The sequence below is a fragment of the Pseudomonas sp. R11-23-07 genome, from assembly GCF_003852295.1.
GTDB lineage: Bacteria > Pseudomonadota > Gammaproteobacteria > Pseudomonadales > Pseudomonadaceae > Aquipseudomonas.
Window position 1 is genome coordinate 606,985 of the sequence record NZ_CP027761.1, and the last position, 23,814, is coordinate 630,798.

Consider the following 23,814-nt stretch of genomic DNA (forward strand, 5'->3'; position numbering starts at 1 on the left):
GATCTTCGCGAGCAAGCTCGCGCCTACAGGTGCTTATCACCTGAATGGGCCAGGCTGCGTACCTGCTCGCGAATTTTCGCAGTGGCCGTTGGGCTCGCAACCGTTGCGTAGCCCTTCACCAGCTGCTCGAAGTGCGTTTCGAACAGCCAGTTGCGGTCCTGCGGATAGCGCTGCATGTGGCGCAAATTACGCTGGCGCAATGCGTAGCGCAGGGGCGACGGGTAGATGCGCAGGTCGGCGACATCAATCAGTCCGAACTCGCCGTCGTCCATCAGCAACACGTTGCCCAGGTGCAGCGAGCGGAAGTACACGCCGCGCTCATGCAATTGCGCCATGAACCGACCAAAACGCTCGACCAGCGATTCGCGCAGGCTGCTGTCCAGGCTTTGCAGGGCCTGGCGCAGGGTCAGGCCGGGCAGGGGCGTGTAGGCCACGGCGCTGCTGGCATCGGGCAAGGAGTAGAGCCCGAGGATGTGCGGTGCGGGGATGCCCAGGGTGCGCAATTGCTCGCTGTTGCTGGCAAAGCGCTCTGAATACGGATTGAAGCTACCGGAGGTGTACCAGCGGCGTGGGCGGAACAGTTTGAGGAAACTGCCATCTTCCAGGCGCAGGACTTTTGGCCCGAGGCCATCGGCTTCGATTACATGGGCATTGCTGCACAGCTGGTCGAACTCTTGCGACTTAATGTCTGCCACAGGTAAGCGCAAGAGACTGCGTCGGCGCCGGGCGATATTCAGGCCGGCGATCAGCGCCAGCGGAATCCACAACAGGAACCAGTGCTCTTTAGGGCGCGAGAGAATACCGCCGCCCTCAGTTAGACCTGCACCGATCCCATATGCCAGTAGTGATGAGGCAAGAATGAAAAGCGCTTGGGTACGGTGTCGGAAGCTGCTGTACAAACCCCAGCAGATCATGAGAATCCATGGGATGAAGCCGATGATACCGACATAATACAGCACGCCTAGGGCAAAGCTATGGGGTTCACGCAGAGTTTCGCCCCAACCGAAGCTCAGGTATAGATCAGAATCGTAGCTGTGACCGATCCACGGATGCTCGGCGATACGCTCCAGCGAGAGCTGCCAGAGACCTAGGCGCGAAGAATCGCCGCGTACAGTGATAATTTCAGGGGCAATCGCCACTACCGTCGCGAAACCGAATATCAGACCCGCGATCATCAGAGCCGACCGACGGTTCGGGCTTATGAGGGTCAACCAGAGTGCGGCAACCACCAGCGCTACCAGCGGCGTCCTGGACCCTGTCGCCAATACTGCCGCAAGCATAATGGCAAGCGCGGGAACTGCGAACCACAGACTCTTGAGTTGACGGGTTGTTACGCAGACAAAGAGCCAGTAGATAGTAAAGAAACCGAAGATGTGAGAGCTGAGCAGTGGGTTGTCCAGTGCGCCGCGCCCACCAATCATGCGCATTCCGGGTTCAAAGCTTTTGATGAAATGTGCAAGGTTGAAGAGGGTGGTGACCAGCGCGATGAGCGCCGCGCTGAAAAAGATCGGCTTGAATAGTTCGTTACGGTAATGCAACAACATGCCGCAGCCGGCCAGCAGCATGAACGTATGCATCGGTCTCTTGAAAAGATCGGTATCAGGGTGATGCTCAGGGCTCCATAAGAGACTGATCAATGCCCAGGCCGAAAACATCACAAAAGCGATGATCACAGGCTCGCGGAAGGCCTCCTTGAACTCCCTTGGGCGCAAGCACAACAACAACAGAGTTGGCGCACTGAACAGGCCGTAATAGAGTTTATGCAGTACGTTACGGTTGCCGACGAAGAACAGCGCACTCAAGAGCAACAGCAAGCCAACAGGCAAAATCCACAAGACCAGGAAGTCGAAAACGCGATTTGAGCCATAGATAAGGCGCTTTGAGTGCATACGATAAAGCCATTCCAGAAAGAGAAAGCCGACCATCTTAAGGTAGTGGCTATGTAATGTCGCCCGTCTGATCCAACCGGGCTGCGGGTTACGCCGGGTGCAAGTACAACAGAGAAGCTGTGCTAAAGTCAGCCTCCTTTTTCAAAACGCCGCGTGATATGACCGACTCCAGTCCGAGCGCAAGCCCTTCGAGCTTGAAAATATACTTCCGCCTGCTCAGTTACGTTAAGCCTTATATGGGCTTGTTCGCGTTGAGTATCCTTGGATTTCTGATTTTCGCGTCGACTCAACCGATGCTGGGTTACATCCTCAAATACTTCGTCGACGGCCTGTCCAACCCCGAAGCCGTGCTGTTTCCGACCGTGCCTTTCCTGCGCGACCTGCAGCTGCTGCAGGCGGTGCCGCTGCTGATCATTCTGATCGCGGCCTGGCAAGGCCTGGGCTCATTCCTGGGCAACTACCTGTTGGCCAAGGTCTCCCTGGGGCTGGTCCACGATTTGCGCGTGCAGTTGTTCAACAACCTGCTGACGCTGCCAAACCGGTACTTCGACAATCACAACTCCGGCCACCTGATTTCCCGCATCACCTTCAACGTGACCATGGTCACGGGGGCGGCAACCGATGCCATCAAGGTGGTGATCCGCGAAGGCATGACAGTGATCTTCCTGTTCGCCTCGCTGCTGTTCATGAACTGGCGCCTGACGCTGGTGATGATCGCCATCCTGCCGTTGATTGCGGTCATGGTCAGCACGGCCAGCAAGAAATTCCGCAAGCAGAGCAAGAAGATCCAGGTGGCCATGGGTGACGTCACCCACGTCGCCTCGGAAACCATCCAGGGCTACCGCGTGGTGCGCAGCTTCGGCGGCGAGGTCTACGAAGAAAAAAGATTCTTCAAGGCCAGCCAGAGCAACACCAACAAGCAATTGCGCATGACCCGCACCGGGGCGATCTACACGCCGGCGCTGCAACTGGTGATCTACTCCGCGATGGCGGTGCTGATGTTCCTGGTGCTGTACCTGCGAGGCGATGCGTCGGCCGGTGACATGGTGGCCTACATCACCCTGGCCGGTTTGTTGCCTAAACCGATCCGCCAACTGTCGGAAGTCAGCTCGACTATCCAGAAAGGCGTGGCCGGTGCCGAAAGCATTTTCGAACAGCTGGACGAAGAGGTGGAGGTCGACCACGGCACCCTCGAGCGTGAAAAAGTCAGCGGCCGCCTGGAAGTGCGCAACCTGAACTTCACCTACCCGGGCACCGAGCGCCATGTGCTCAAGGACATCAGCTTTACCGCCGAGCCTGGGCAGATGATCGCCCTGGTGGGGCGCTCGGGCAGTGGCAAGTCGACCCTGGCCAGCCTGATCCCGCGGTTCTATCACCACGAAAGCGGTGAAATCCTGCTCGATGGCATCGAGATCGAAGACTACAAGCTGCTCAACCTGCGCAAGCACATTGCCCAAGTGACCCAGCACGTGACCCTGTTCAGCGACACCGTGACCAACAATATCGCCTACGGTGACCTGGCCGGCGCGCCACGCGAAGACGTCGAGGCGGCGGCGGCGGATGCCAACGCCAGGGACTTCATCGACCAGTTGCCCAAGGGCTTCGATACCCAGGTCGGCGAGAACGGCGTGCTGTTGTCCGGCGGCCAACGCCAGCGCCTGGCGATCGCCCGCGCCCTGCTCAAGAACGCGCCTGTGTTGATTCTCGACGAGGCCACCTCGGCCCTCGACACCGAGTCCGAGCGGCATATCCAGGCCGCGCTGGACAAGGTCATGCAGGGCCGCACGACGCTGGTGATCGCACACCGCTTGTCCACCATCGAAAAGGCTGACCTGATCCTGGTGATGGACGACGGTCGGATCGTCGAACGCGGCACCCACGGCGAACTGTTGGCGCAGAACGGCTATTACGCCCGCCTGCATGCCATGGGCCTGGACGCGCCGGTACCGGCCGATATCACCTGATCTGAAATACGCACACATCTACTGTGGGAGGGGGCTTGCCCCCGATAGCGAAGTGTCAGCTTGCAGAAGTGCTGGCTGATACAGCGCCATCGGGGGCAAGCCCCCTCCCACATTTGCCCTGCGCTATATTCGGCGTCGCGCCAGTCGCAAGCCAGCGCAAACCCTGTGCTAATATCGCGCCCCTGTTCATTTTGTATGTGGGTTGCTCCATGAAGTTGTCCATGCCGCGATTCAATCAAGCCCCTGTCTTGGTGGTCGGCGATGTCATGCTCGACCGTTACTGGCATGGTGGTACCTCACGGATTTCCCCTGAGGCGCCGGTACCGGTCGTCAAGGTCGAGCAAATCGAAGACCGTCCAGGTGGCGCTGCCAACGTCGCCCTCAATATTGCCGCGCTCGGCGCCCCGGCCTCTCTGGTGGGTGTGACCGGTGACGACGAAGCGGCCGACAGCCTGGCCAACAGCCTGCGCGGGGCGGGCGTGCGCGCATTATTCCAGCGCATCGCTCATCAGCCGACCATCGTCAAGCTGCGAGTCATGAGCCGTCACCAGCAATTGCTGCGCATCGATTTCGAAGAACCCTTCGCCACCGACGCCCTGGCCCTCAATAGCCAGGTAGAGGAGTTGCTCGAAGGCATCAAGGTGCTGGTGTTGTCTGACTACGGCAAAGGCGCCTTGAAGAACCACCAGGTGCTGATCCAGGCCGCCAAGGCCCGCAACATTCCGGTGCTGGCCGATCCCAAGGGCAAGGACTTCTCGATTTATCGCGGCGCCAGCCTGATCACGCCAAACCTCAGCGAGTTCGAAGCCGTCGTCGGTGGTTGCGCCGATGAGCACGAGCTGGTGAGCAAGGGCGCGGCGCTGATGGCCGATCTTGAACTCGGCGCCCTGCTGGTGACCCGTGGCGAGCACGGCATGACCCTGCTGCGTCCAGGCCATCCGGCGATGCACCTGCCGGCGCGTGCGCGGGAAGTGTTCGACGTCACCGGCGCCGGTGACACGGTGATTTCCACCCTGGCCGCGTCCATCGCCGCGGGTGAGGAGCTGCCCCACGCCGTGGCCCTGGCCAACCTGGCGGCGGGCATCGTGGTTGGCAAGCTGGGCACCGCTGCCATCAGCGCACCCGAGTTGCGTCGCGCCATCCAGCGCTCCGAAGGCTCGGAACGCGGGGTGCTGGGGCTCGAGCAATTGCTGTTGGCGATTGACGACGCTCGCGCCCACAACGAAAGCATTGTCTTCACCAACGGTTGCTTCGACATCCTGCACGCCGGCCATGTGACGTATCTCGAGCAAGCGAGCGCCCAGGGTGATCGCCTGATCGTCGCGGTCAACGATGACGCGTCCGTCAGCCGCTTGAAAGGCCCTGGCCGCCCGATCAATAGCGTCGACCGGCGCATGGCGGTACTGGCGGGTTTGGGTGCGGTGGACTGGGTGATCAGTTTTTCTGAAGGCACCCCGGAAAACCTGTTGGCCCAGGTCAAGCCAGACGTGCTGGTCAAGGGTGGTGACTATTCCGTCGACCAGGTAGTGGGTGCGGACATCGTCAGTGCCTACGGCGGCACGGTCAAAGTGTTGGGGCTGGTGGAAAACAGCTCGACCACCGCGATCGTCGAGAAAATCCGCAATAACGAATAAAGCCTGTAGCCGCTGGGCTCGCGCCTAGCGGCTGGTTTTCTTCGGCACGATCTTGCGCAGCATCTGCTGCGCCTTGCCGGTCAAGCGCTTGAGCTTCGATTCTTTTTCCGGTTCTGCCAGGCCTTGCTGGCGCAGCCAGTCCTTCCAGCGAATCCGCTCATCACGCACCAGCCAGCCTTCTTGCTGGGCGAAGCTTTCGGCCAGGTACAAACCACGCGTGCTCGCAGGGTACAGCTGATCTTTCTTGACCGTGTACAGCTCGGCCAGCGGCTCGCCGTCTTTGAGCGGCATCAAGTACAGATCCGGACGCTGTCGATCCAGGCGCGCCACCAGTTGGTCACCTTCCAGGCGCTCATCCACATGAAACAGGCTCAGCGACTTGGCCTCTTTCGGCACTTCCAGGCGCAGATCGTAAATCAACTGCAGTGAAGCCGTTGGCAGGTGCACATAGGCCCGTGGGCGCTCGATCAACTGGGTGGTCGCGCAGCGCACCGGGCGCGCGGCGCCGGACAGCGGGCTCAGGCGAAACGGCAGGGCTTCACGGTAATGCAGCGCGGCGGAGTAGGGCGCCGGCAGCCATGTGTCGTTGAAGCGCCCGCCGAGCCAGCCTTCCGGGGTTTCCAGCAAGCACTCTTCGGCAATTTCCTGGATGGCGGTATGCAGCGGCAGGTTCAGTTCATGGGCCGGGACGTAGCCGGAGATCAGCTTGAGCACCACATCGCCGCGATCCTGGCGCCGCTGGCGCACCAGTACCCAGTAATCCTTGTTTTGCCAGTGCAGCGTCAGGCGCACCGAGACGCCGAGGTTCGCCAGTTCCAGGGTGAAGCGTTCGGCGTCGGGCACCTCGACCGGCTTGCGCCGTTGCAGGGTCTGGGCGAAGTTGAGCGGCATACCGACGCTCTGGTAGCTCAGGCCTTCGGGGGTGGCTTCTACGTGCAGCGGCAATGTCTTGAAGTTGCTGGGGTTCTTTCTTATGAGCGTACGCGGCATGTCGGCTCCTTTTTGCGACGGGGTCGGCCGCGTGGGCGGCATCAGAGTTGACGGATGACTCGGGCAGCGGTTGCCACGTTATGGGCCAGGTGCAGCGGATTAATGGTCCCGACAATAGCACTGGCGACACCCGTTTGCGCAAACAACAACATGAAACTGGCCTGAATTGGATCCATTCCAGGCTCCAGGCACACGTGGCCGCTGGCCAGGGCTTTTTTCACCAGGATGCCCTTGCCATGGGCCGCTGCGTATTCAATGACGGCTTTTTCAGCTTGTTCGTTCAAATTGTAAGTGACCATTGCGCAATCACCCTGTTCCAGCGCCTTCACGCCGCCTTCAACGGTCTTGCCGGAGAAGCCGAAACCGCGAATTTTGCCCTCTTTTTTCAGCGCCGCCAGGGTCTGGTACACCTCGCAATCGTTGAGGATATGCAGGTCGTTACCGTCGGAGTGCACCAGCACCAGGTCGATAAAATCCGTTTCAAGTCTTTTCAGGCTGCGCTCGATTGACATCCGCGTATGGGCAGCGCTGAAATCGTGGCGGGAAACGCCCGCTTCGAATTCCTCACCGACCTTGCTGACGATCACCCAATCCTTGCGCTGGTCGCGCAGCAGTGGTCCGAGGCGCTCTTCGCTGCGGCCGTAGGCGGGTGCGGTGTCGATCAGGTTGATGCCCAGCTGGCGCGCCTGGCGCAGCAACATCCGCGCCTCGTCGTCATCCGGAATCTTGAAGCCGCTGGGGTATTTCACCCCTTGGTCACGGCCCAGCTTGACGGTGCCCAGGCCCAGCGGCGACACCAGCAAGCCGGTGCTGCCCAGGGGGCGATGCAGGTCGTGCAGGGTTGGCAGGCTCATGGCAACAGTTGCTCCCAGGCGGGTTGGCCGATAGCAGGCTTTGGCAGCTCGGGCAGGGGGGCGCTGGCGCTTGGGCGGATGCCGTCGCGTTCCAGGCGGGTGATGACTCGGTCGGCGAAATCCGGTGCCAGGGCCAGCTTGGTCGGCCACCCCACCAACAGGCGACCCTGTTCGGCAACGAAGGCGTTGTCGGGACGGGTCAGGCCCGATTGCAGTGGCTCGGCGCGGTTGACGCGCAGGGTGGCCCACTGGGTCTGGCTCATGTCGATCCACGGCAACAACTGGGCAAGCTCTTTCTGGGCGGTAGCGATCTGCTCTTGCGGCGTGCGCGCCACGCCGTCGGCCTCGGCGATATCGCCACCGATGTACCACACCCAGCGACCGTCGGCGGCCGGGTGGGTGGTCACGGTCAGGCGCGGCTTGGTGCCGCCGCCCAGGCAGTGGGCATACAACGGCTTGAGGCCTGGGCCTTTGGCGATGATCATGTGCAGCGGGCGGGTCTGCATCGCCGGCTGGCTCAAGCCCAGGGCCGCCAGCAGATCCGCCGTGCCGGCGCCGGCGCTCAGTACGATGCGTTGGGCGCGGATGCCGCGGCCATCAACCTTCAAGCCGACCAGCGTGTCGCCGTCGAGCAGTGGTTCGATCTGCCGGCCTGCGAGCAAACCGTCACCAGCCAGGTGCGCCAGGCGTTCAATCAGGCTCGGCACGTCCACTACCAACTCCGCCAGGCGATAGACCTTGCCCTTGAAGCGGCGATCTTGCAGCGCCGGGGGCAGTTCGTCGCCCTTGACCTGATCGACGCGACCGCGCACGGCTTTGCTGGCGAAAAAGCTGGTGAGATTACCGGCGAGGGTGCCGGGGGACCACAGGTAGTGGGCTTCGGAGAGCAGGCGCACGCCGGACAGGTCCAGCTCGCCAGTGCCGGCCAGGGCTTCACGCCAGCGGCGCGGCATGTCGGCAATTGCTTCGGAGGCGCCGGTGAGGGCGCCGTGCAGGGCGTATTTCGCGCCGCCGTGGATGATCCCCTGAGACTTCACACTTTGCCCGCCACCCAGGGTCGCGCTTTCCACCAGCACCGTGGAAAACCCCTGGCGGCGCAGGCGCGCATTGAGCCAAAGGCCGGCAACCCCGGCGCCGACAATCAGAACGTCGGTGGAAATAACGGATGGCATCGGCGACCTCAATGTTCAAGACAAGAGGTGCAGTATACAGGCTGTTGAGTGGTGGTCAGTGACCGGCGGTTTTCGAGAACAGCTGAATCACCACCACGCCCAGCACAATCAGGCCCATCCCCAGCATGGCCGGGATGTCCAGCTTCTGCCCGTAGATGAACAGCGCTGCAACGCTGACCATCACGATGCCCATCCCCGCCCAGACGGCATAAGCCACGCCCACCGGCACCGTGCGCACCACCAGCGTAAGCATCCAGAACGCCACGCCATAACCGACGATCACCAGCAACAGCGGGATGGGTGTGCTCCAGCCCTTGATGGCTTTCATGGAAACGGTCGCGATCACTTCCGAGCAGATGGCGATGGCCAGGTAACAGTAGGCGGCGTTCATGGTGCGTTCCTCAAGGTGAAGCTCGTTTGATAAGGTCGGCATTCTAGAGGTTCAACAGATGGGGTAAAGTCATTACCTATCCGAATTCAAGATAGGTTCAGCCATGAGCGTGCAGTGGGATCTGGAACAGATGCGCCTGTTTGTCAGCGTAGCCGAGCAGCGTTCGTTCTCTGCCGTGGCGCGCGGGCAACGCAAGGCGCAATCGGCCATCAGCAACGCTATTGCGATGCTGGAGGCGGACCTCGGCGTCAGCCTGTTCGAGCGTAGCAGCGGCCGCCAGCCGCGCCTGACTGAAGCCGGCGGTGTGTTGCTGGAGGAGGCGCGTGAAGTGCTGCGCCAGTGCGAGCGCCTGACGGGACGGGCGTTGTCGTTGACCCGTGGCGAGGAAGCGTGCCTGCGCCTGGCCCAGGACGAGGCGATGTTGTTCCAGCCGGTGCTCGACAGCTTGGAAGCGCTGGCCGTGCGCTATCCGTTGCTTGAAGTGCAGCTGTCCAGCGCCGCTCAGGGCGATGTGGCGCGCAAGTTGGTGGAACGCCAGGCCGACCTGGGCCTGTTGTTCTACCACGACCAGATCCCCGAAGCCCTCGAACGGCGGGTGGTGGGCAGTGTGGAAATGGTCACGGTGTGCGGTGTGAATCACCCATTGGCCACGGAAAAGTACGTGGATTGCCAACGACTGGCGCAGTTTCGCCAGTTGCTGATGTCGACCCAGACCAGCGTCTACCCCGGCAGCGAAGCCGCCAGCCCGCTGGTGTGGCGGGCCGACAGCTTCTACGTATTGGCCGAATGGCTGATGAGCGGCCTCGGCTGGGCCTGGTTGCCACGGCATATCGTGCAATACCCGACCTACCAGCAACAGATGGTTGAACTGGACAGCGAATGGACCCCGCCGGCGCTGGTGGTAGAGCTGGTGTGGCGCCGCGATGAACACCTCGGGCCTGCCGCACGCTTTTTGGCTGAACGTTTTGCCGAGTGCCTGCAGGCGATCGACTGAAAAAGCCGATAAACTCCGCCGCCATGAATAGAACTCTCTACAGCTGTCTGTTTTACCTGGCGCTGCCGTTGGTAGCTTTACGTCTATGGTTGCGCGCGCGCAAGGCGCCGGCCTATGCCAAGCGCGTGGGCGAGCGGTTTTCCTATGGCTTGCCGGTGATGCAGCCCGGCGGCATCTGGGTGCATGCGGTGTCGGTGGGCGAAAGCATTGCCGCCGCGCCGATGATCCGCGCCCTGCTGGAGCGTTATCCGCAGCTGCCGATGACCGTCACCTGCATGACGCCCACCGGTTCCGAGCGCATCCAGGCGCTGTTCGCCAATGAACCGCGCATTCAACATTGTTATCTGCCGTACGACTTACCCTGCGCCGCCAAGCGTTTCCTCGACCGGGTACAGCCTAGGCTCGCGGTGATCATGGAGACCGAGTTGTGGCCTAACCATATTCACGCCTGCGCCCAGCGCGGTATTCCGGTGGCCCTGGCCAATGCGCGGTTGTCGGCGCGCTCGGCCAAGGGCTACGCCCGGTTTGCCAGGCTGACCGCGCCGATGCTGGCGCAAATGAACTTGATTGCGGTGCAGACCGAGACCGAGGCCGAACGCTTTCGCAGCCTCGGCGCGCGTCCTGAAACCGTTGAAGTCACCGGCTCGATCAAGTTCGACCTGACCGTCGACCCGCAACTGCCGGCCCGCGCCGCCGCCCTGCGCGAACAATGGGGTGCCGGCGAGCGGCCGGTGTGGATCGCCGCCAGCACCCACGAAGGTGAAGACGAAGTCGTGCTTGCGGCCCATCGCCAATTGCTCGCCAGCTATCCCAACGCCTTGCTGATCCTGGTACCGCGTCACCAGGAACGCTTTGACCCGGCCTTTGAGCGTTGCTTGCAGCAGGGCTTTGCCACGGTACGTCGTTCCAGTGGCGAGCCGGTCACCGCAAACACCTCAGTGTTGCTCGGCGACACCATGGGCGAGTTGCTGTTTCTCTACGCTTTGGCCGACAGCGCCTTTGTCGGCGGCAGCCTGGTCCCGACCGGTGGGCACAACCCGCTGGAGCCGGCCGCGCTGGGCAAGCCGGTGATCATGGGGCCGCACCTGTTCAACTTCCTGGAAATCACCGCGATGATGCGCGACGCCGGGGCGTTGCGTGAGGTGGATGATGCAGACGGCTTGGCCGAGGCGGTGCGGCAGCTGTTCGAGTTGCCACAGGATGCGCGCAGGATGGCGCAGGCGGGGTTGAAGGTGATGCAGGCCAACCAGGGCGCGCTTAAGCGCTTGCTGGATGGTTTGGATCGATTGATCACTCACTGACTCAACGCCGATCCAAAATGTGGGAGGGGGCTTGCTCCCGATGACGGAGTGTCAGTCAAAACTACTTGAACTGACAGACCGCTATCGGGAGCAAGCCCCCTCCCACATTGGTTTTGCAGTGTTCTCAAGAACCCGGGCGGGCCTTCAACTGCTCGGCGGCGGCTTTGGCCAGGTCCGGTGGCAGGAAGTCCTTGTCCGGGTTGTAGTCGGCCTTGAGGTAGCGCGTCAGGTCCTGCAGATCCCCTGGGTTCAACGTGCCCGCAGCCTGCTTCAAGCGCAGGTTGTCGAGGATGTAGTCGTAGCGGCTATTGTTGTAGTTGCGCACCGACGCGTAGAGCTGGCGCTGGGCGTCGAGCACGTCGACGATATTGCGCGTGCCCACCTGATAGCCGATTTCCGTGGCTTCCACTGCGCTCTGGTTGGAGATGATCGACTGGCGGCGCGCCTGTACCTGCTCCACGTCGGTGTTCACCGCGCGGTGCAGGTTGCGGGTGTTTTCCACGACCTGGCGGCGCAGGCCTTCGCGTTGCTGCTCGGTCTGGCCCAGGCGCGAGTAGGACTCACGGACCTGAGAGCTGGTCAGGCCGCCGCTGTAGATCGGAATGTTCAGGCGCAGGCCGATGGTGCGCTGTTCGACGTCACCGCGATAGGGCGTGCCGAACGCATTCGGGTTGCTGAAGCCCAGGGCATCGTTATCGCCTTTTTCGTACTGCGCCACCGCGTCCAGGGTCGGCGCGTGGCCGGCCTTGCGCTGCTTGAGGGTTTCCTCGGCGGCAGTGACGGCGTAGTTGCTGGCCAGCAGGTTGAGGTTCTGGCGGCCGGCGGTTTCGACCCAGGCCTTGGCATCGTTCGGCAGCGGTGGCAACACCGGCAGCGTATGGACAATGCCCTGGATCGAATTGTATTGGCGATTGGTCAGGGTGATCAGCGCCTCGAAGGCGTCTTCCACCTGGCGCTGGGCGAGGATACGGTTGGCCCGTGCCGTGTCATAGCTGGCCTGGGATTGCAGCACGTCGGTCTTGTCCGACAGGCCCACATCGAAGCGTTCATTGGATTGGTCCAACTGGCGCTTGAAGGCATTTTCTTCGGCCTTGGTCGAGGCCAGGTTGTCTTGGGCGCGCAGCACGGCGAAGTAGCTTTCGGCGCTCTGCAGGATCAGGTTCTGTTCGGTCGCCGAGAGCTGCAGCGCCGCCTGCTCGTTGGTGGCTTCGGCAGCTTGCAACTGGAACCAGCGGTCGGCACGGAACAGCGGCTGGCTCAAGGTTGCACGCCAGGAGTGCGCATCGCGATTGGCGGTGGCGGCCGGCGTGTCGATCTGGGTGCGTACGTTGTTGATATCAGCGCCGCCGGTCAGGTTCGGCAGCAACCCGGCGCGAGCCTGGGGCACTACTTCTTTCTGCGCGCCGTACTGGGCGCGTGCGGCGGCCAGGTCGGCGTTGTTGTCCACCGCTTCCTGATAGACGCTGACCAGGTCGGTCCTGGCAGACAAGGGCGCTTCAGCTGCCCAGACCATTGTGTGGGTCGCACAAGACACGGCAACTGCCAGTGAAAGTTTGCGCAGCATGAGTCGATCCCTGAGTAAATATTACGATGATAATTTGTTGGCCAAGGCTACGGTGACCCAACTGGAGCGTCAAGCCTTGAGGCAGCTCCCGAGTGTAGTGGCCGGACCGCGGCACAACAATCCTGCAATCACGCCATTTATCATGCCCAATGCCGCGCCATTGGCAATTTGCCCACGCCATGGTCTAGACTGGCCGCGTTCTTGTCGGGGTGCCTTGTTGGAAGGCTGAGATCGGTAAATACCGGATCCCGTTGAACCTGATCAGGTTAACGCCTGCGTAGGGAACAAGATTTCTCGTCACCCGGCGAGTCCTCTTGTGCTTCGTCCGGGATGTTGTTCGACAATCGAACAGCCCTCGTGCGCCAAGCACAGCACTGGTTCCAGTGCCTCCGTCCGTCACAGGTTCGCTCCGACAAACATCCACCGCCTGGAGAGTTGGAGAGCCCGTGATGAGCACAGAAATAAAAAGTACAAAACTGAAAAACACCGTGCACTTGAGTGAATCGGCCAAGGTCGACTCCGGCTCCGTGCAGCCGTTTACCCGCTCGCAGAAAATCTACGTACAAGGCACTCGCCCGGACATTCGTGTGCCGATGCGCGAGGTCAGCCTGGATGTGACGCCCACCGATTTCGGCGGCGAAATCAACGCGCCCGTGGTGGTCTACGACACCTCCGGTCCGTACACCGACCCCAACGTGATCATCGACGTGCGCAAAGGCTTGGGCGATGTGCGCTCGCCCTGGATCGAATCCCGTGGCGACACCGAGCGCCTGTCGGGCCTGAGTTCGCACTTCGGTCAACAGCGCCTGAGCGATGCCGAGTTGACTGCCCTGCGTTTCGCCCATGTAAAGAACCCGCGCCGCGCCAAGGCCGGGGCTAACGTCACGCAGATGCACTACGCGCGCAAGGGCATCATCACCGCCGAGATGGAATACGTTGCCATCCGCGAAAACATGAAGCTTGAAGAAGCCCGCGCCGGTGGCTTGCTTGACCAGCAGCACGCCGGCCACAGCTTCGGCGCCAGCGTGCCGAAAATCATCACCCCTGAATTTGTGCGTGAAGAAATCGCCCGTGGCCGCGCGATAATTCCGGCCAACATCAACCACACCGAATTGGAACCGATGATCATCGGCCGTAACTTCCTGGTGAAGATCAACGGCAACATCGGCAACAGCGCGCTGGGCTCGTCCATTGAAGAAGAAGTGGCGAAACTGACCTGGGGTATTCGCTGGGGTTCGGACACGGTGATGGACCTGTCCACCGGCAAGCACATCCACGAAACCCGCGAGTGGATCATCCGCAACTCGCCGGTGCCGATCGGTACTGTGCCTATCTACCAGGCCCTGGAAAAAGTCGGCGGCGCCGCCGAAGACCTGACCTGGGAGCTGTTCCGTGACACCTTGATCGAACAGGCCGAGCAGGGCGTCGACTACTTCACCATCCACGCCGGCGTGTTGTTGCGCTACGTACCGCTGACCGCCAAGCGCGTCACCGGCATTGTGTCCCGTGGCGGCTCGATCATGGCCAAGTGGTGCCTGGCCCACCACAAAGAGAACTTCACCTACACGCATTTCGACGAGATCTGCGAAATCATGAAGGCCTATGACGTCAGCTTCTCCCTAGGCGACGGCCTGCGCCCTGGCTCGATCGCCGACGCCAACGACGCCGCGCAATTCGGTGAACTGGAAACCCTTGGCGAGCTGACCAAGATCGCCTGGAAGCACGACGTGCAAACCATGATCGAAGGCCCGGGCCACGTGCCGATGCAGTTGATCAAGGAAAACATGGACAAGCAGCTGGAGTGCTGCGACGAAGCGCCGTTCTACACCCTCGGGCCGCTGACCACCGATATTGCGCCAGGCTATGACCACATCACCTCCGGTATCGGCGCGGCGATGATCGGCTGGTTCGGCTGCGCCATGCTCTGCTACGTCACGCCCAAGGAGCACCTGGGCTTACCGAACAAGGATGACGTGAAGACCGGCATCATTACCTACAAAATCGCGGCGCATGCTGCCGACCTTGCCAAGGGCCATCCGGGTGCGCAGATACGCGACAACGCGCTGAGCAAGGCACGCTTCGAGTTTCGCTGGGAAGACCAGTTCAACCTCGGCCTGGACCCGGACACCGCGCGTTCCTATCACGACGAAACCCTGCCGAAGGATTCGGCCAAGGTCGCGCATTTCTGCTCGATGTGCGGGCCGAAATTCTGCTCGATGAAAATTACCCAGGAAGTGCGTGAGTACGCGGCTAACCAGCGCATTGAAGCGGTGGATGTGGACGTGGCCAAGGGCCTGGCGGAGCAGGCGGAGCGGTTCAAGCAGGAAGGCAGTCAGCTGTACAAAAAAGTCTGAAACCCATGATCGTTCCCACGCTCCGCGTGGGAATGCATCCCGTGACGCTCCGCGTCACAAAGGCGGACGCAGAGCGTCCAAAGCGGCATTCCCACGCAGAGCGTGGGAACGATCAGCCCCTCAGAGATACCCCCCTTGAACATTCAACCGAGTACCTACTCCCCCGACATCGCGGTGCCCACCGACAAGCGCGTCTTCGGCGCCCGCGACCTGTTCTCCCTGTGGTTCTCCCTCGGCATCGGCCTGATGGTCCTGCAAACCGGCGCGCTGTTGGCGCCGGGCCTGGGTTTGTCCGGCTCATTGTTGGCCATCTTCCTTGGCACCCTGGTGGGCGTGCTGTTGCTGGCATCCGTCGGTGTGATCGGCAGCGACACCGGCTTGTCCGCCATGGCCGCACTCAAGCTCAGCCTCGGTGCCAAGGGCGCCAGCCTGCCGGCGCTGTTGAACCTGTTGCAATTGATTGGCTGGGGCTCGTTCGAAATCATCGTGATGCGCGATGCCGCCAGTCTGCTGGGCACAAGAGCGTTCAGCGAAGGCAGCCTGCTGGCGAGCCCCTTGCTGTGGACGCTGTTCTTCGGCGGCCTTGCCACCTTGCTGGCGGTGAGCGGCCCGCTGACCTTCGTGCGCCAGGTCCTGCGCAAATGGGGTATCTGGCTGCTGCTTGCGGCCTGCCTGTGGCTGACCTGGAACCTGTTCGTCAAGGCCGACCTCGCTGCCCTGTGGGCCCAGGCCGGTGATGGCTCGATGCCGTTTGCGGTGGGCTTCGACATTGCCATCGCCATGCCGCTGTCCTGGCTGCCGTTGATTGCCGACTACTCACGCTTCGGCAAGCGCGCCAAAAGCGTGTTCGGCGGCACTGCGCTGGGGTTCTTTGTGGGTAATTTCTGGCTGATGAGCCTGGGGGTGGCCTACACCCTGGCATTTGCGCCAAGCGGTGAGGTCAATGCATTGCTGCTGGCCCTGGCCGGCGCCGGCCTGGGTATTCCGCTGTTGCTGATCCTGCTGGACGAGTCGGAAAACGCGTTTGCCGATATTCACTCGGCGGCGGTGTCGAGCGCTATTCTGCTGCGCTTGAAGGTCGAGCACCTGGCGTTGGCCATTGGTGTGATCTGCACCCTGATCGCCTGCTTTGCGCCCTTGGCGCAATACCAGAACTTCCTGTTGCTGATCGGTTCAGTATTTGCACCACTGTTCGGCGTGGTACTGGTGGATCACTTCATCCTGCGCCATCGGCGCCAGGGCGCGGTGACCCAGCTGCACTGGCCAGCGCTGGTGGCCTGGCTGGGCGGCATCGCTACCTATCATGTGCTGGCCAACCTCTATCCGGATATTGGCGCAACCCTGCCGGCATTGCTGCTGGCGGGGCTGCTGCAGTTCATCCTGGGGCGGGCGGTCAGTGGCGCGCGGGCATCAGCTCAGGCTTGATCACACCGGTAAGGCGCGCATAGGGGATGGTGATTTCGATCAACCCCTGTGCATAAGGCGCGATGGTGCTCACGTTGTACTTGAGCACCACGCCGCCACTGGTCAAGGCCACATTCGGGGTTTTCTGGAACGGCCAGTTCTTCACGAACTCCGGATCGCGGTCCATCTTGGTGTTGATCAACCAGCTATTGTGGGCAACTTTTGCCGTATTCCAGAAGGCCTGCTCCTGGCCGGGCAACAACATGTCGGCCAGGCCCAGCTCTTTATGCAGCACACGTGAATAGTTGATGAACCCGCGGCCAGGCTCACCGTGGGCCACGCCGGTGTCCAGGTAGCTGGACACTTCGACGATCACCAGGGCGTCATGCTGCTCGCGTACCTTGGCTTGCAAATACATGCTGTGGCGGTCGGGGGATTCGCGCAGGAACTTGTCCCGGTAGGCATTCAGGGTTGCCGGTACGCTGGCGCCGGGGCTGGTGCGGGTCATTTGCAGCAAGCGCTGCTCCACCAGGCTGTCGAGTTGCGGGTCGGCGGGAAAATGCACGGTATCGATATTCACCAGCGGGCAGTCAGGGCTGCCGCAGCCGGGCTTGGTTTGCTCCGATTTGTCGGTGGTGACGTCCAGCGGCTTGAGCTGGCTGGGTTGGAACAGGCTCTGGCAGGCACCCAGGGTCAAGGCAATACAAGCCACGGAGGCGATTTTTAAAAGCGACATGTGTGTCCTTCGTAAATCGATGGAAAGCGAAAAGAGTAGCGCTTGGACTGCCAACAAGGCCGCCAGTTCGCCACTAGACTGATTAGAGTGAGTTTGACGCCCGCCGTCTATCCCGGCAACCGGAAAGGGGCTGCGCCAACCTGCATGGGCGCGTTAGGATGGCGCCCATTGCACGGCTTATGACGAGGAAGGATATGACGGATTTTACGAAGTCGACGCCGAATAAAATCGAGATTGTTCAGCGCGACTCTGCCTACAAGGGCTTCTACCAGCTCGATCGCGTGCAGTTGCGCCACGAGAAGTTCGACGGCGGCATGAGCCGCGTGATCAATCGTGAAGTCTTCGTGCGCCATGATGCGGTGTGCGTGCTGCCCTACGACCCGCAGCGCGATGAAGTGGTGCTGATCGAGCAGTTCCGCGTGGGCGCCATGGGCCGCACCGACAACCCCTGGCTGGTGGAAATGGTCGCCGGCCTGATCGACAAGGACGAGCAGCCGGAGGAGGTTGCACACCGCGAAGCCGAGGAGGAAGCTGGGCTGACGTTCTCCGCGCTGTGGCCGATCACCAAGTATTTCCCCTCGCCTGGCGGCAGCACCGAATTTGTCCACTTGTACCTGGGCCGTTGCGACAGCTCCCAGGCCGGTGGTATCCATGGATTGGAAGAAGAGGCAGAAGACATCCGCGTCACCACCTGGGCATTCGAAGATGCCTTGCAGGCGGTACGCGACGGTAAGATTTCCAACGCAGCCAGCATTATCGCCCTGCAATGGCTTGCGCTTAATCGCGCGGAAGTGAGGGGGTTATGGCAGTAAAGGCACGGGAACGTTATCGGGTCGACCTGATCGGGCTGCAAGCCGCGTGCGAGGCCAACTACGCGCGGCTGATGCGCCTGCTGCCCGACATGCGCCACGCGCCCGAGGCGCGGCGCATTGCCGTGACCCACGGCGACCAGATGCTCGGCGTGCTGGCCCTGGAAGTCATCGTCAATTGCCCGTACACCACCACCCTGCGCGTGCGCCAGGAACACAGCCTGCCGTGGCTGCCGGTGCCGGAGCTGGAAGTGCAGGTGTACCACGATGCGCGCATGGCCGAAGTGATCAGCGCCGAACATGCACGGCGCTTTCGCAGCATCTATCCTTACCCGAATGTGTTCATGCACCAGCCCGACGAGAAAGCCCAGCTCAATGTGTTCCTTGGCGAATGGTTGAGCCACTGCCTGGCCTTGGGCCATGAGTTCGAAGTCGTGCGGTAGATGTGAACGGTGTCCGTTTGTCCAGGTTTCCTCTTTGTGTCCTGCCCCAGCATAATTGCCCCAACTATCTATTCCTGTGATTGCTAGGGAGAGCGCCTTGCCGAGCGTATCCGCCGTGAACCCTGACGCTGTGCTGCTGGTGCAGCTGACCGACAGCCATCTGTTTGCCGAGGCCGACAGTACGCTGCTGGGTATGAATACCCGCGAGAGCCTGCAGCGGGTGATCGAATTGGTCCGCGAACAACAGCCGTCTATCGATCTGGTGCTGGCCACCGGGGATCTGTCCCAGGACGGCACGCTGGCGTCATACCAGCAATTTCGCGATATGACTGCGCCGATAGGTGCTCCCGCGCGCTGGATTCCCGGCAACCACGATGAGCCGCAGATCATGGCCCAGGCTGCCGTGCACAGCGACCTGCTGGAGCCGGTGGTCGATGTCGGCAACTGGCGCATCATCCTGCTGGACTCCGCCGTACCCGGCTCCGTGCCCGGCTACCTGCAAGACCAGCAACTGCAATTACTCGCCCAGGCCTTGAGCGAAGCGCCGAACCGGCATCATCTGGTGTGCTTCCATCATCACCCGGTGTCGATCGACTGTGCCTGGATGGAGCCTATCGGCCTGCGCAACCCCGATGCGTTGTTTGCCGTGCTCGACCGCTTCCCGCAGGTCAAGGCGGTGCTCTGGGGCCATGTGCACCAGGAAATCGACCGCGAGCGCAACGGTGTACGTCTGCTGGCTTCGCCGTCCACGTGCATCCAGTTCGCACCCGGCAGTGAGGACTTCAAGGTCAGCGAGCAAGCGCCGGGCTATCGCTGGCTGCGCCTGCATGCCGACGGGCGGTTGGATACCGGCGTAGAAAGGCTCCAAGGCTTCGCGTTCCAGGTGGACTACGGCAGCAACGGCTATTGACCACCGACGGCGCGGCTATAGGTCCAGCGCCTTCGCCAACCTGACCACGGTAACGCCTTGCCCCAAGTGCCGCAGCGAGGGTTGGATCAGCACGCAGTTGTCATACGGCGTGAGGATTTCGCGTTCGGCGTCTCGGGCGATCACTGTTCCCGCGTGAGCGATCCGTTCCAGGCCACGGAAGTCATCGGTAAAACTGAAGTCCATGCTGTTCGCGATCACCGGATCGGTGACCTGCAAACAGTGCTGGGCAACGGGCTGTTCCCGGCTTAGAAACCTCGAAACGTCAGCCCCGGTGACGGTTTCAGTCGCCACCAGGAAACGAGCGGCTATATCGAGGGCGACGTGTTCGCTCTTTTTTGAAAAGTGCTGACCTGTTTCGATCAGCAGCGCGTTTTTGGTGCTTTTGGCGTCACCAAACCCGCCGTAGTCACGCATGCGTCGACCATTGGCGTGGCCGGCGTCGGCGACGACGGTGGCCGGTACACCCAACGATTTTGCAAATGCCAGGCCTTTGGCGCACGCCCCGCACATCATCAGGGGTGGGGACTCTTCGTGCATTGAATGGATATCGAGCAGAAAATCGACGTCGTCGATCAGCGGTCGCAGCTCACGGGCGCGGCGCAACTCGACAGACTCTCGCTCGCCGTCCAATACGGATGGCAGCCAGACACGGTTCATGTCCTCGTCAATGAAGCGGGACGCGTCGATGTTTTGCGGGTCGAAGCGTTGATAGGCCTCAACGTTGCCGAACGCCAGTGACAAGCGGCCCTTGCGCGGACGGATACCGCTGCGTAACAGGGTGTCTACCGCGATGGCTCCGCTGACTTCATTCCCATGGGTCAATGCCATGATCAAAACATGCGGCCCCGGTTCGCCGCTGTCGAAACTGTAAACGTAGTCGATCCCGCCATTACCGTTTTTCCATGGGCTGAGGTCGGGGAAGTTGACTTCAATCGGGTATGGCTTCAGGGATGCACGCACTTGCTCTAAGGTTTTCATTTCTGTCTCCGATAGACCAACGTTTAGACGTGTCGCCAGATAGGGCGCGACAAACATGGGAAGCTGGCTTTTATAAGGGCCCGGCTCAACTGGCCGAAGGTTGCGTACCGCGCATGCGCCGGCCGAGGCAGACGATCGACACGACACTGATCAAGATGGTCCCCATCACGTAAAAGCTCGGTGCGAGCTTGCTGCCGCTGGCTTCGATCAACGCGGTCACGATCAATGGCGCAAAACCACCAAACAGGGTGACGGAAAAGTTGTAGCTCAGCGCCAGGCCCGTGCCGCGAATGCTGGTCGGGAAAATGTCGGAAAGCATCGCTGGAATCGGCCCCAGGCAGGCTGCGATCAACAAGCCAACAAGGGCTTGCACGATCAGCAGTGTGGTGAAGCTGGGGAAGGTGTTGAGCAGCACGAACATCGGGTAAGACGAAAACCCGGTAATCAACAGCGCAATGGTCAGTACCCGGTATCGTCCGTAGCGGTCTGAAAGCCCGCCAAATACCGGCGCCATCAGCATTAACGTCACGCCCGTCATCAGCGCCCCGAGGTAAGAAGACGTGGCGGTGATGTTCAGTTGCTTGAACGCGTAGATCGGCATGTACAACTTATGGACATAATTGAATGCGGTCGCACCGGCCACTACACCGATAGCCAGCAGCAGGCTGACATGCCCCTTGATCAAGACGTCTCGCAGCGGGGTTTTGGCCGTGCTGCTGACCAGCGTTTTCTTGAAGTCCGGGGTTTCATCGATTTGTGTACGAATGTAATAGCCCACCGGCCCGATCAGCAGGCCGAAACCGAATGCGACGCGCCAGCCCCATTCGTTCAACTGCACATCCGACAGTACATAACTGAGGATCGCGCTGACCCCCGCTGCCAGGACGGTTGCCAGCCCTTGGGTGGACAGTTGCCAGCTGGCAAAGAAACCCCGGCGCCTGGCGTCTGCGTGTTCGACCATAAACGCCGTCGCGGCGCCGAACTCACCGCCTGTGGAGAACCCCTGAAGCATGCGCGCAACGATGATCAACAACGGCGCGGCCAAGCCAATCTGTTCATAGGTGGGTGCGAAAGTGATTATTGCGGTGCCGAGCAACATGATCATGATCGACAGTGTCAGCGAGGCTTTTCGCCCGGCTTTGTCGGTGTAGGAACCCAGCACAATGGCGCCTAGCGGACGCATCAGAAAGGAAATACCGAATGAGCCCACGGCCAGCAACAGTGAGGTGGTTTCGTTATCGGAGGGGAAAAACTGTTTGCCGATGACGACTGCAAAATAGCCGTAGATCAACAAATCATAGAACTCCAGCGCATTGCCGAAACTGGCAGCGATGATTTCCTTCCATGGGCCTCGTCGGGCTGGGGTCGTTGCCGAGGGTAAGACGGGTGATTGAGCGGTCATGGGTGTGCCCCGGGTGTATTTCACGTTTGGCATTCGGATTCGCCCAAGCTGCTACGCGGCCTGGCGAGATCGAAAGCGTTAATTGTTATGGGTGAAAGCCCGGATGAAAGTGAATCAATAGCGGTGTAGCGGCAATTGCTGATTTGGCACAGGTTTGAGCTGTTTTGGCACGGGCCAGGCCAGCCGCGGCTGGTAGCGGTGGTGAAGCGGAAAAACGGGCGATTATGAGGGGGGCGGCAGCGTTTCAAACGCTGCCAACGCTTCCCATATCTTCATCACCATCTCGCTCTGGTTATCGCGTAACCGATGCAGCGAGACGTCGAAGCTGACGCAAAACTCGGCGCCGCCTGCAATCAGCAGTTCGCCCGACGCCAGCGCATCGTTGACGACCATCTGCGGTAACCACGCAAGGCCCTTGCCACGCTTGGCCATTTCCAGAATCGCATCATAGGAATCGGCTTGGTAAACCATCCGCAACGCCAGGCGCTGTGGCAGTCGCTCCAGGTGCTGCGCCAGCACGCCGCGCAGCGCAAGGGAAGGTGAAAAGGCCAGCCAGGGAATGGGGAGGGCGTTACTGCTTGCGGCTATCTGCTGGCGCGGTTGGCCCTGAGCGTCCGGCGCACTGACCGGTAGCAATTGCTCCTTTGCCAGCACTCGAGAGTCAAAACGCTGCGGGTCGATCAATGACTGGGTCAGCGGGCTGGAAAAGCTCAGCAGCAGATCGACTTCGCCAGCCGACAGCCGGCTGATGGCCTCTTGCGCACCGCTGGTGAGCAGTGACACCGCAAAACTGCCCAATTGCGGGTGCAGCGACTCGTACCAGTCGGGGAAGAAGTCACAGGCCAGGGTTCGCCCGGTGGCGATACGCACGGGTTCATCGCGGCTCAGGGGGCCACCTTTGAATTGCGCTCTGACGGCGGTCAGCAGTTCCAGCGATTGGGTTGCAGCATCCAGAAACAGTACGCCGCAAGGGGTCAGTGACACCGGTTGTGTACGTTCGATCAATGGCGTGCCGACCCATTCTTCCAGCGCCCGGATACGTCGCCCGAACGCGGGGTGCGTGACGCACCGATTTTCCGCCGCGCGCGACAGGCTGCGGGTGCGGGTCAGTTCAATAAAGTCCTCAAGCCATTCCAGTTGCATGCTGTTTTCCCGCTCGGCAACCTATTTAACGCGCCGCCAGTACCGGCGAATTCCACAAGCAATGAAGAAAGAGTGCGCTGATCAAAAAATGAGCAGTTTGCAGCCGATCAGGTGCTTAAGGGGCGTGGAACGGATAGTAACGCCAGCGGCGATGGGCTGCACCCACGACCCCGCTGTTACCTGTAAACTGCGCCTCTTTGGCGCAAGCATGGAGAGCCCGGCATGTCCGCATCAATCTTGTATATCCACGGTTTCAACAGCGCGCCGGCGTCCAACAAGGCCAGCCAGTTGATGACCGTGATGGACAGCCTCGGCCTGGCCGACCAGTTGCGTGTACCGGCCCTGCATCACCACCCGCGTCAGGCGATTCCTCAATTGGAGGAAGCCATCGCGCAACTGGGTCGGCCACTGCTGGTGGGAAGCTCACTCGGCGGCTACTATGCAACCCATCTTGCCGAACGCCATGGCCTCAAGGCGCTGCTGGTCAACCCGGCGATCAGCCCCCATCGGATGTTTGACGGTTACCTGGGCACCCAGAAGAACCTCTACACCGATGAAACCTGGGAATTGACCCACGATCACGTCACAGCGCTGGCCGAGCTGGAAGTGCCGGCTCCTCAAGACGCCGCGCGTTATCAGGTGTGGTTGCAGACCGGGGATGAAACCCTGGATTATCGCCTGGCCCAGCAGTATTACCGGGCCTGTGCCTTGCGCATCCAGGCCGGTGGCGACCATGGTTACCAAGGGTTCGCCCAGCAATTGCCGGCACTGTTGAGCTTTGCCGGCATTGGCGCAGATCAGTATCAATCCTTCGATTTTTCGTCACTGTAAAAATCGCGGGTTACTTTTTTAATCGAACGA

General features: G+C 61.1%; 20 protein-coding genes and 1 riboswitch. Of the genes, 10 read left to right on the forward strand and 10 right to left on the reverse strand.

Annotated features, from left to right (window positions below; translation table 11 throughout):
* Window positions 1-23 precede the first annotated feature (23 nt).
* The gene (locus C4J84_RS02540) at window positions 24-1,889 is read right to left on the reverse strand and encodes a bifunctional O-antigen ligase/aminoglycoside phosphotransferase family protein (protein ID WP_124372382.1); all 1,866 of its coding nucleotides are present in this window, start codon (window positions 1,887-1,889) and stop codon (window positions 24-26) included.
* 158 nt (window positions 1,890-2,047) lie between these two features.
* On the opposite strand from C4J84_RS02540, the gene msbA reads away from it, so the two are divergent.
* Window positions 2,048-3,853 (forward strand): lipid A export permease/ATP-binding protein MsbA, encoded by a 1,806-nt coding sequence (gene msbA / locus C4J84_RS02545; RefSeq protein ID WP_124365595.1) that lies wholly within the window; start codon window positions 2,048-2,050, stop codon window positions 3,851-3,853.
* Window positions 3,854-4,062: 209 nt separating this feature from the next.
* The gene (gene hldE / locus C4J84_RS02550; RefSeq protein WP_124369361.1) at window positions 4,063-5,487 is read left to right on the forward strand and encodes a bifunctional D-glycero-beta-D-manno-heptose-7-phosphate kinase/D-glycero-beta-D-manno-heptose 1-phosphate adenylyltransferase HldE; all 1,425 of its coding nucleotides are present in this window, start codon (window positions 4,063-4,065) and stop codon (window positions 5,485-5,487) included.
* 24 nt (window positions 5,488-5,511) lie between these two features.
* Here hldE and C4J84_RS02555 read toward each other — a convergent pair whose 3' ends face one another.
* The 4 genes from C4J84_RS02555 to C4J84_RS02570 are packed head-to-tail and all read right to left on the reverse strand — an operon-like array spanning window position 5,512 to window position 8,894.
* Complete coding sequence (locus C4J84_RS02555; protein ID WP_124365597.1) at window positions 5,512-6,477, reverse strand: metal ABC transporter ATPase; 966 nt, start codon at window positions 6,475-6,477, stop codon at window positions 5,512-5,514.
* A gap of 41 nt (window positions 6,478-6,518) precedes the next feature.
* Window positions 6,519-7,331, reverse strand: a complete 813-nt coding sequence (locus tag C4J84_RS02560) for an aldo/keto reductase (protein WP_124369362.1) — start codon at window positions 7,329-7,331, stop codon at window positions 6,519-6,521.
* Complete coding sequence (locus C4J84_RS02565; RefSeq protein ID WP_124434870.1) at window positions 7,328-8,503, reverse strand: FAD-binding oxidoreductase; 1,176 nt, start codon at window positions 8,501-8,503, stop codon at window positions 7,328-7,330. Before C4J84_RS02565 ends, C4J84_RS02560 begins: the two co-directional genes overlap by 4 nt.
* 55 nt (window positions 8,504-8,558) lie before the next feature.
* Complete coding sequence (locus tag C4J84_RS02570) at window positions 8,559-8,894, reverse strand: multidrug efflux SMR transporter (protein ID WP_124369364.1); 336 nt, start codon at window positions 8,892-8,894, stop codon at window positions 8,559-8,561.
* Between the two features lie 103 nt (window positions 8,895-8,997).
* Here C4J84_RS02570 and C4J84_RS02575 point away from each other — a divergent pair, with 103 nt between their 5' ends.
* Both C4J84_RS02575 and waaA read left to right on the forward strand, forming a co-directional pair.
* Window positions 8,998-9,888: a LysR family transcriptional regulator gene (locus tag C4J84_RS02575; protein WP_124434871.1), complete on the forward strand. Its 891-nt coding sequence runs from the start codon at window positions 8,998-9,000 to the stop codon at window positions 9,886-9,888.
* A 23-nt stretch (window positions 9,889-9,911) separates the two neighbouring features.
* Window positions 9,912-11,189, forward strand: a complete 1,278-nt coding sequence (waaA, locus tag C4J84_RS02580; RefSeq protein WP_124434872.1) for a lipid IV(A) 3-deoxy-D-manno-octulosonic acid transferase — start codon at window positions 9,912-9,914, stop codon at window positions 11,187-11,189.
* 124 nt (window positions 11,190-11,313) lie between these two features.
* Here the strand turns inward: waaA and C4J84_RS02585 are convergent, their stop codons facing one another.
* Complete coding sequence (locus tag C4J84_RS02585) at window positions 11,314-12,753, reverse strand: TolC family outer membrane protein (protein WP_124360993.1); 1,440 nt, start codon at window positions 12,751-12,753, stop codon at window positions 11,314-11,316.
* 195 nt (window positions 12,754-12,948) lie between these two features.
* A riboswitch (TPP riboswitch) is annotated at window positions 12,949-13,054 on the forward strand.
* Window positions 13,055-13,202: 148 nt separating this feature from the next.
* On the opposite strand from C4J84_RS02585, the gene thiC reads away from it, so the two are divergent.
* Together thiC and cytX are read left to right on the forward strand one after the other, a co-directional pair.
* Complete coding sequence (thiC, locus tag C4J84_RS02590) at window positions 13,203-15,107, forward strand: phosphomethylpyrimidine synthase ThiC (protein ID WP_124369367.1); 1,905 nt, start codon at window positions 13,203-13,205, stop codon at window positions 15,105-15,107.
* A 135-nt stretch (window positions 15,108-15,242) separates the two neighbouring features.
* Window positions 15,243-16,532 carry a putative hydroxymethylpyrimidine transporter CytX gene (gene cytX / locus C4J84_RS02595; protein WP_124369368.1) on the forward strand — a complete coding sequence of 430 codons (1,290 nt, stop codon included), beginning with the start codon at window positions 15,243-15,245 and terminating at the stop codon, window positions 16,530-16,532.
* On the opposite strand, the gene C4J84_RS02600 is transcribed toward cytX, so the two are convergent.
* Entirely contained in the window at window positions 16,501-17,247 is a 747-nt protein-coding gene (locus tag C4J84_RS02600) for an RsiV family protein (protein ID WP_124360996.1), read from the reverse strand. The two genes, cytX and C4J84_RS02600, sit on opposite strands and share 32 nt — an antisense overlap.
* Before the next feature lie 194 nt (window positions 17,248-17,441).
* Here C4J84_RS02600 and C4J84_RS02605 point away from each other — a divergent pair, with 194 nt between their 5' ends.
* The 3 genes from C4J84_RS02605 (at window position 17,442) to cpdA (ending at window position 19,409) form a co-directional block, all read left to right on the forward strand.
* Window positions 17,442-18,059 (forward strand): NUDIX domain-containing protein, encoded by a 618-nt coding sequence (locus C4J84_RS02605; protein WP_124360997.1) that lies wholly within the window; start codon window positions 17,442-17,444, stop codon window positions 18,057-18,059.
* Window positions 18,050-18,499 carry a DUF1249 domain-containing protein gene (locus C4J84_RS02610; RefSeq protein ID WP_124369369.1) on the forward strand — a complete coding sequence of 150 codons (450 nt, stop codon included), beginning with the start codon at window positions 18,050-18,052 and terminating at the stop codon, window positions 18,497-18,499. The genes C4J84_RS02605 and C4J84_RS02610 overlap by 10 nt, the downstream gene beginning before the upstream one ends.
* Window positions 18,500-18,596: 97 nt before the next feature.
* Entirely contained in the window at window positions 18,597-19,409 is an 813-nt protein-coding gene (gene cpdA / locus C4J84_RS02615; protein WP_124434873.1) for a 3',5'-cyclic-AMP phosphodiesterase, read from the forward strand.
* Between the two features lie 15 nt (window positions 19,410-19,424).
* Here the strand turns inward: cpdA and C4J84_RS02620 are convergent, their stop codons facing one another.
* The 3 genes from C4J84_RS02620 to C4J84_RS02630 form a co-directional block, all read right to left on the reverse strand.
* Window positions 19,425-20,408 (reverse strand): M14 family metallopeptidase, encoded by a 984-nt coding sequence (locus C4J84_RS02620; RefSeq protein ID WP_124369371.1) that lies wholly within the window; start codon window positions 20,406-20,408, stop codon window positions 19,425-19,427.
* An 85-nt stretch (window positions 20,409-20,493) separates the two neighbouring features.
* On the reverse strand, window positions 20,494-21,810 hold the full coding sequence (locus tag C4J84_RS02625; protein ID WP_124369372.1) for an MFS transporter: 1,317 nt from the start codon (window positions 21,808-21,810) through the stop codon (window positions 20,494-20,496).
* 222 nt (window positions 21,811-22,032) lie between these two features.
* Window positions 22,033-22,953 carry a LysR family transcriptional regulator gene (locus C4J84_RS02630; RefSeq protein WP_124365608.1) on the reverse strand — a complete coding sequence of 307 codons (921 nt, stop codon included), beginning with the start codon at window positions 22,951-22,953 and terminating at the stop codon, window positions 22,033-22,035.
* A gap of 222 nt (window positions 22,954-23,175) precedes the next feature.
* Here C4J84_RS02630 and C4J84_RS02635 point away from each other — a divergent pair, with 222 nt between their 5' ends.
* Window positions 23,176-23,784: a YqiA/YcfP family alpha/beta fold hydrolase gene (locus C4J84_RS02635; protein ID WP_124369373.1), complete on the forward strand. Its 609-nt coding sequence runs from the start codon at window positions 23,176-23,178 to the stop codon at window positions 23,782-23,784.
* Window positions 23,785-23,814: the final 30 nt, after the last annotated feature.

Bases quoted from the DNA above. Each gene is read 5' to 3' on its own strand.
- C4J84_RS02540 (WP_124372382.1), bottom strand. From the start codon at position 1,889: ATGCACTCAAAGCGCCTTATCTATGGCTCAAATCGCGTTTTCGACTTC.
- msbA (WP_124365595.1), top strand. From the start codon at position 2,048: ATGACCGACTCCAGTCCGAGCGCAAGCCCTTCGAGCTTGAAAATATAC.
- hldE (WP_124369361.1), top strand. From the start codon at position 4,063: ATGAAGTTGTCCATGCCGCGATTCAATCAAGCCCCTGTCTTGGTGGTC.
- C4J84_RS02555 (WP_124365597.1), bottom strand. From the start codon at position 6,477: ATGCCGCGTACGCTCATAAGAAAGAACCCCAGCAACTTCAAGACATTG.
- C4J84_RS02560 (WP_124369362.1), bottom strand. From the start codon at position 7,331: ATGAGCCTGCCAACCCTGCACGACCTGCATCGCCCCCTGGGCAGCACC.
- C4J84_RS02565 (WP_124434870.1), bottom strand. From the start codon at position 8,503: ATGCCATCCGTTATTTCCACCGACGTTCTGATTGTCGGCGCCGGGGTT.
- C4J84_RS02570 (WP_124369364.1), bottom strand. From the start codon at position 8,894: ATGAACGCCGCCTACTGTTACCTGGCCATCGCCATCTGCTCGGAAGTG.
- C4J84_RS02575 (WP_124434871.1), top strand. From the start codon at position 8,998: ATGAGCGTGCAGTGGGATCTGGAACAGATGCGCCTGTTTGTCAGCGTA.
- waaA (WP_124434872.1), top strand. From the start codon at position 9,912: ATGAATAGAACTCTCTACAGCTGTCTGTTTTACCTGGCGCTGCCGTTG.
- C4J84_RS02585 (WP_124360993.1), bottom strand. From the start codon at position 12,753: ATGCTGCGCAAACTTTCACTGGCAGTTGCCGTGTCTTGTGCGACCCAC.
- thiC (WP_124369367.1), top strand. From the start codon at position 13,203: ATGAGCACAGAAATAAAAAGTACAAAACTGAAAAACACCGTGCACTTG.
- C4J84_RS02600 (WP_124360996.1), bottom strand. From the start codon at position 17,247: ATGTCGCTTTTAAAAATCGCCTCCGTGGCTTGTATTGCCTTGACCCTG.
- C4J84_RS02605 (WP_124360997.1), top strand. From the start codon at position 17,442: ATGACGGATTTTACGAAGTCGACGCCGAATAAAATCGAGATTGTTCAG.
- C4J84_RS02610 (WP_124369369.1), top strand. From the start codon at position 18,050: ATGGCAGTAAAGGCACGGGAACGTTATCGGGTCGACCTGATCGGGCTG.
- C4J84_RS02620 (WP_124369371.1), bottom strand. From the start codon at position 20,408: ATGAAAACCTTAGAGCAAGTGCGTGCATCCCTGAAGCCATACCCGATT.
- C4J84_RS02625 (WP_124369372.1), bottom strand. From the start codon at position 21,810: ATGACCGCTCAATCACCCGTCTTACCCTCGGCAACGACCCCAGCCCGA.
- C4J84_RS02630 (WP_124365608.1), bottom strand. From the start codon at position 22,953: ATGCAACTGGAATGGCTTGAGGACTTTATTGAACTGACCCGCACCCGC.
- C4J84_RS02635 (WP_124369373.1), top strand. From the start codon at position 23,176: ATGTCCGCATCAATCTTGTATATCCACGGTTTCAACAGCGCGCCGGCG.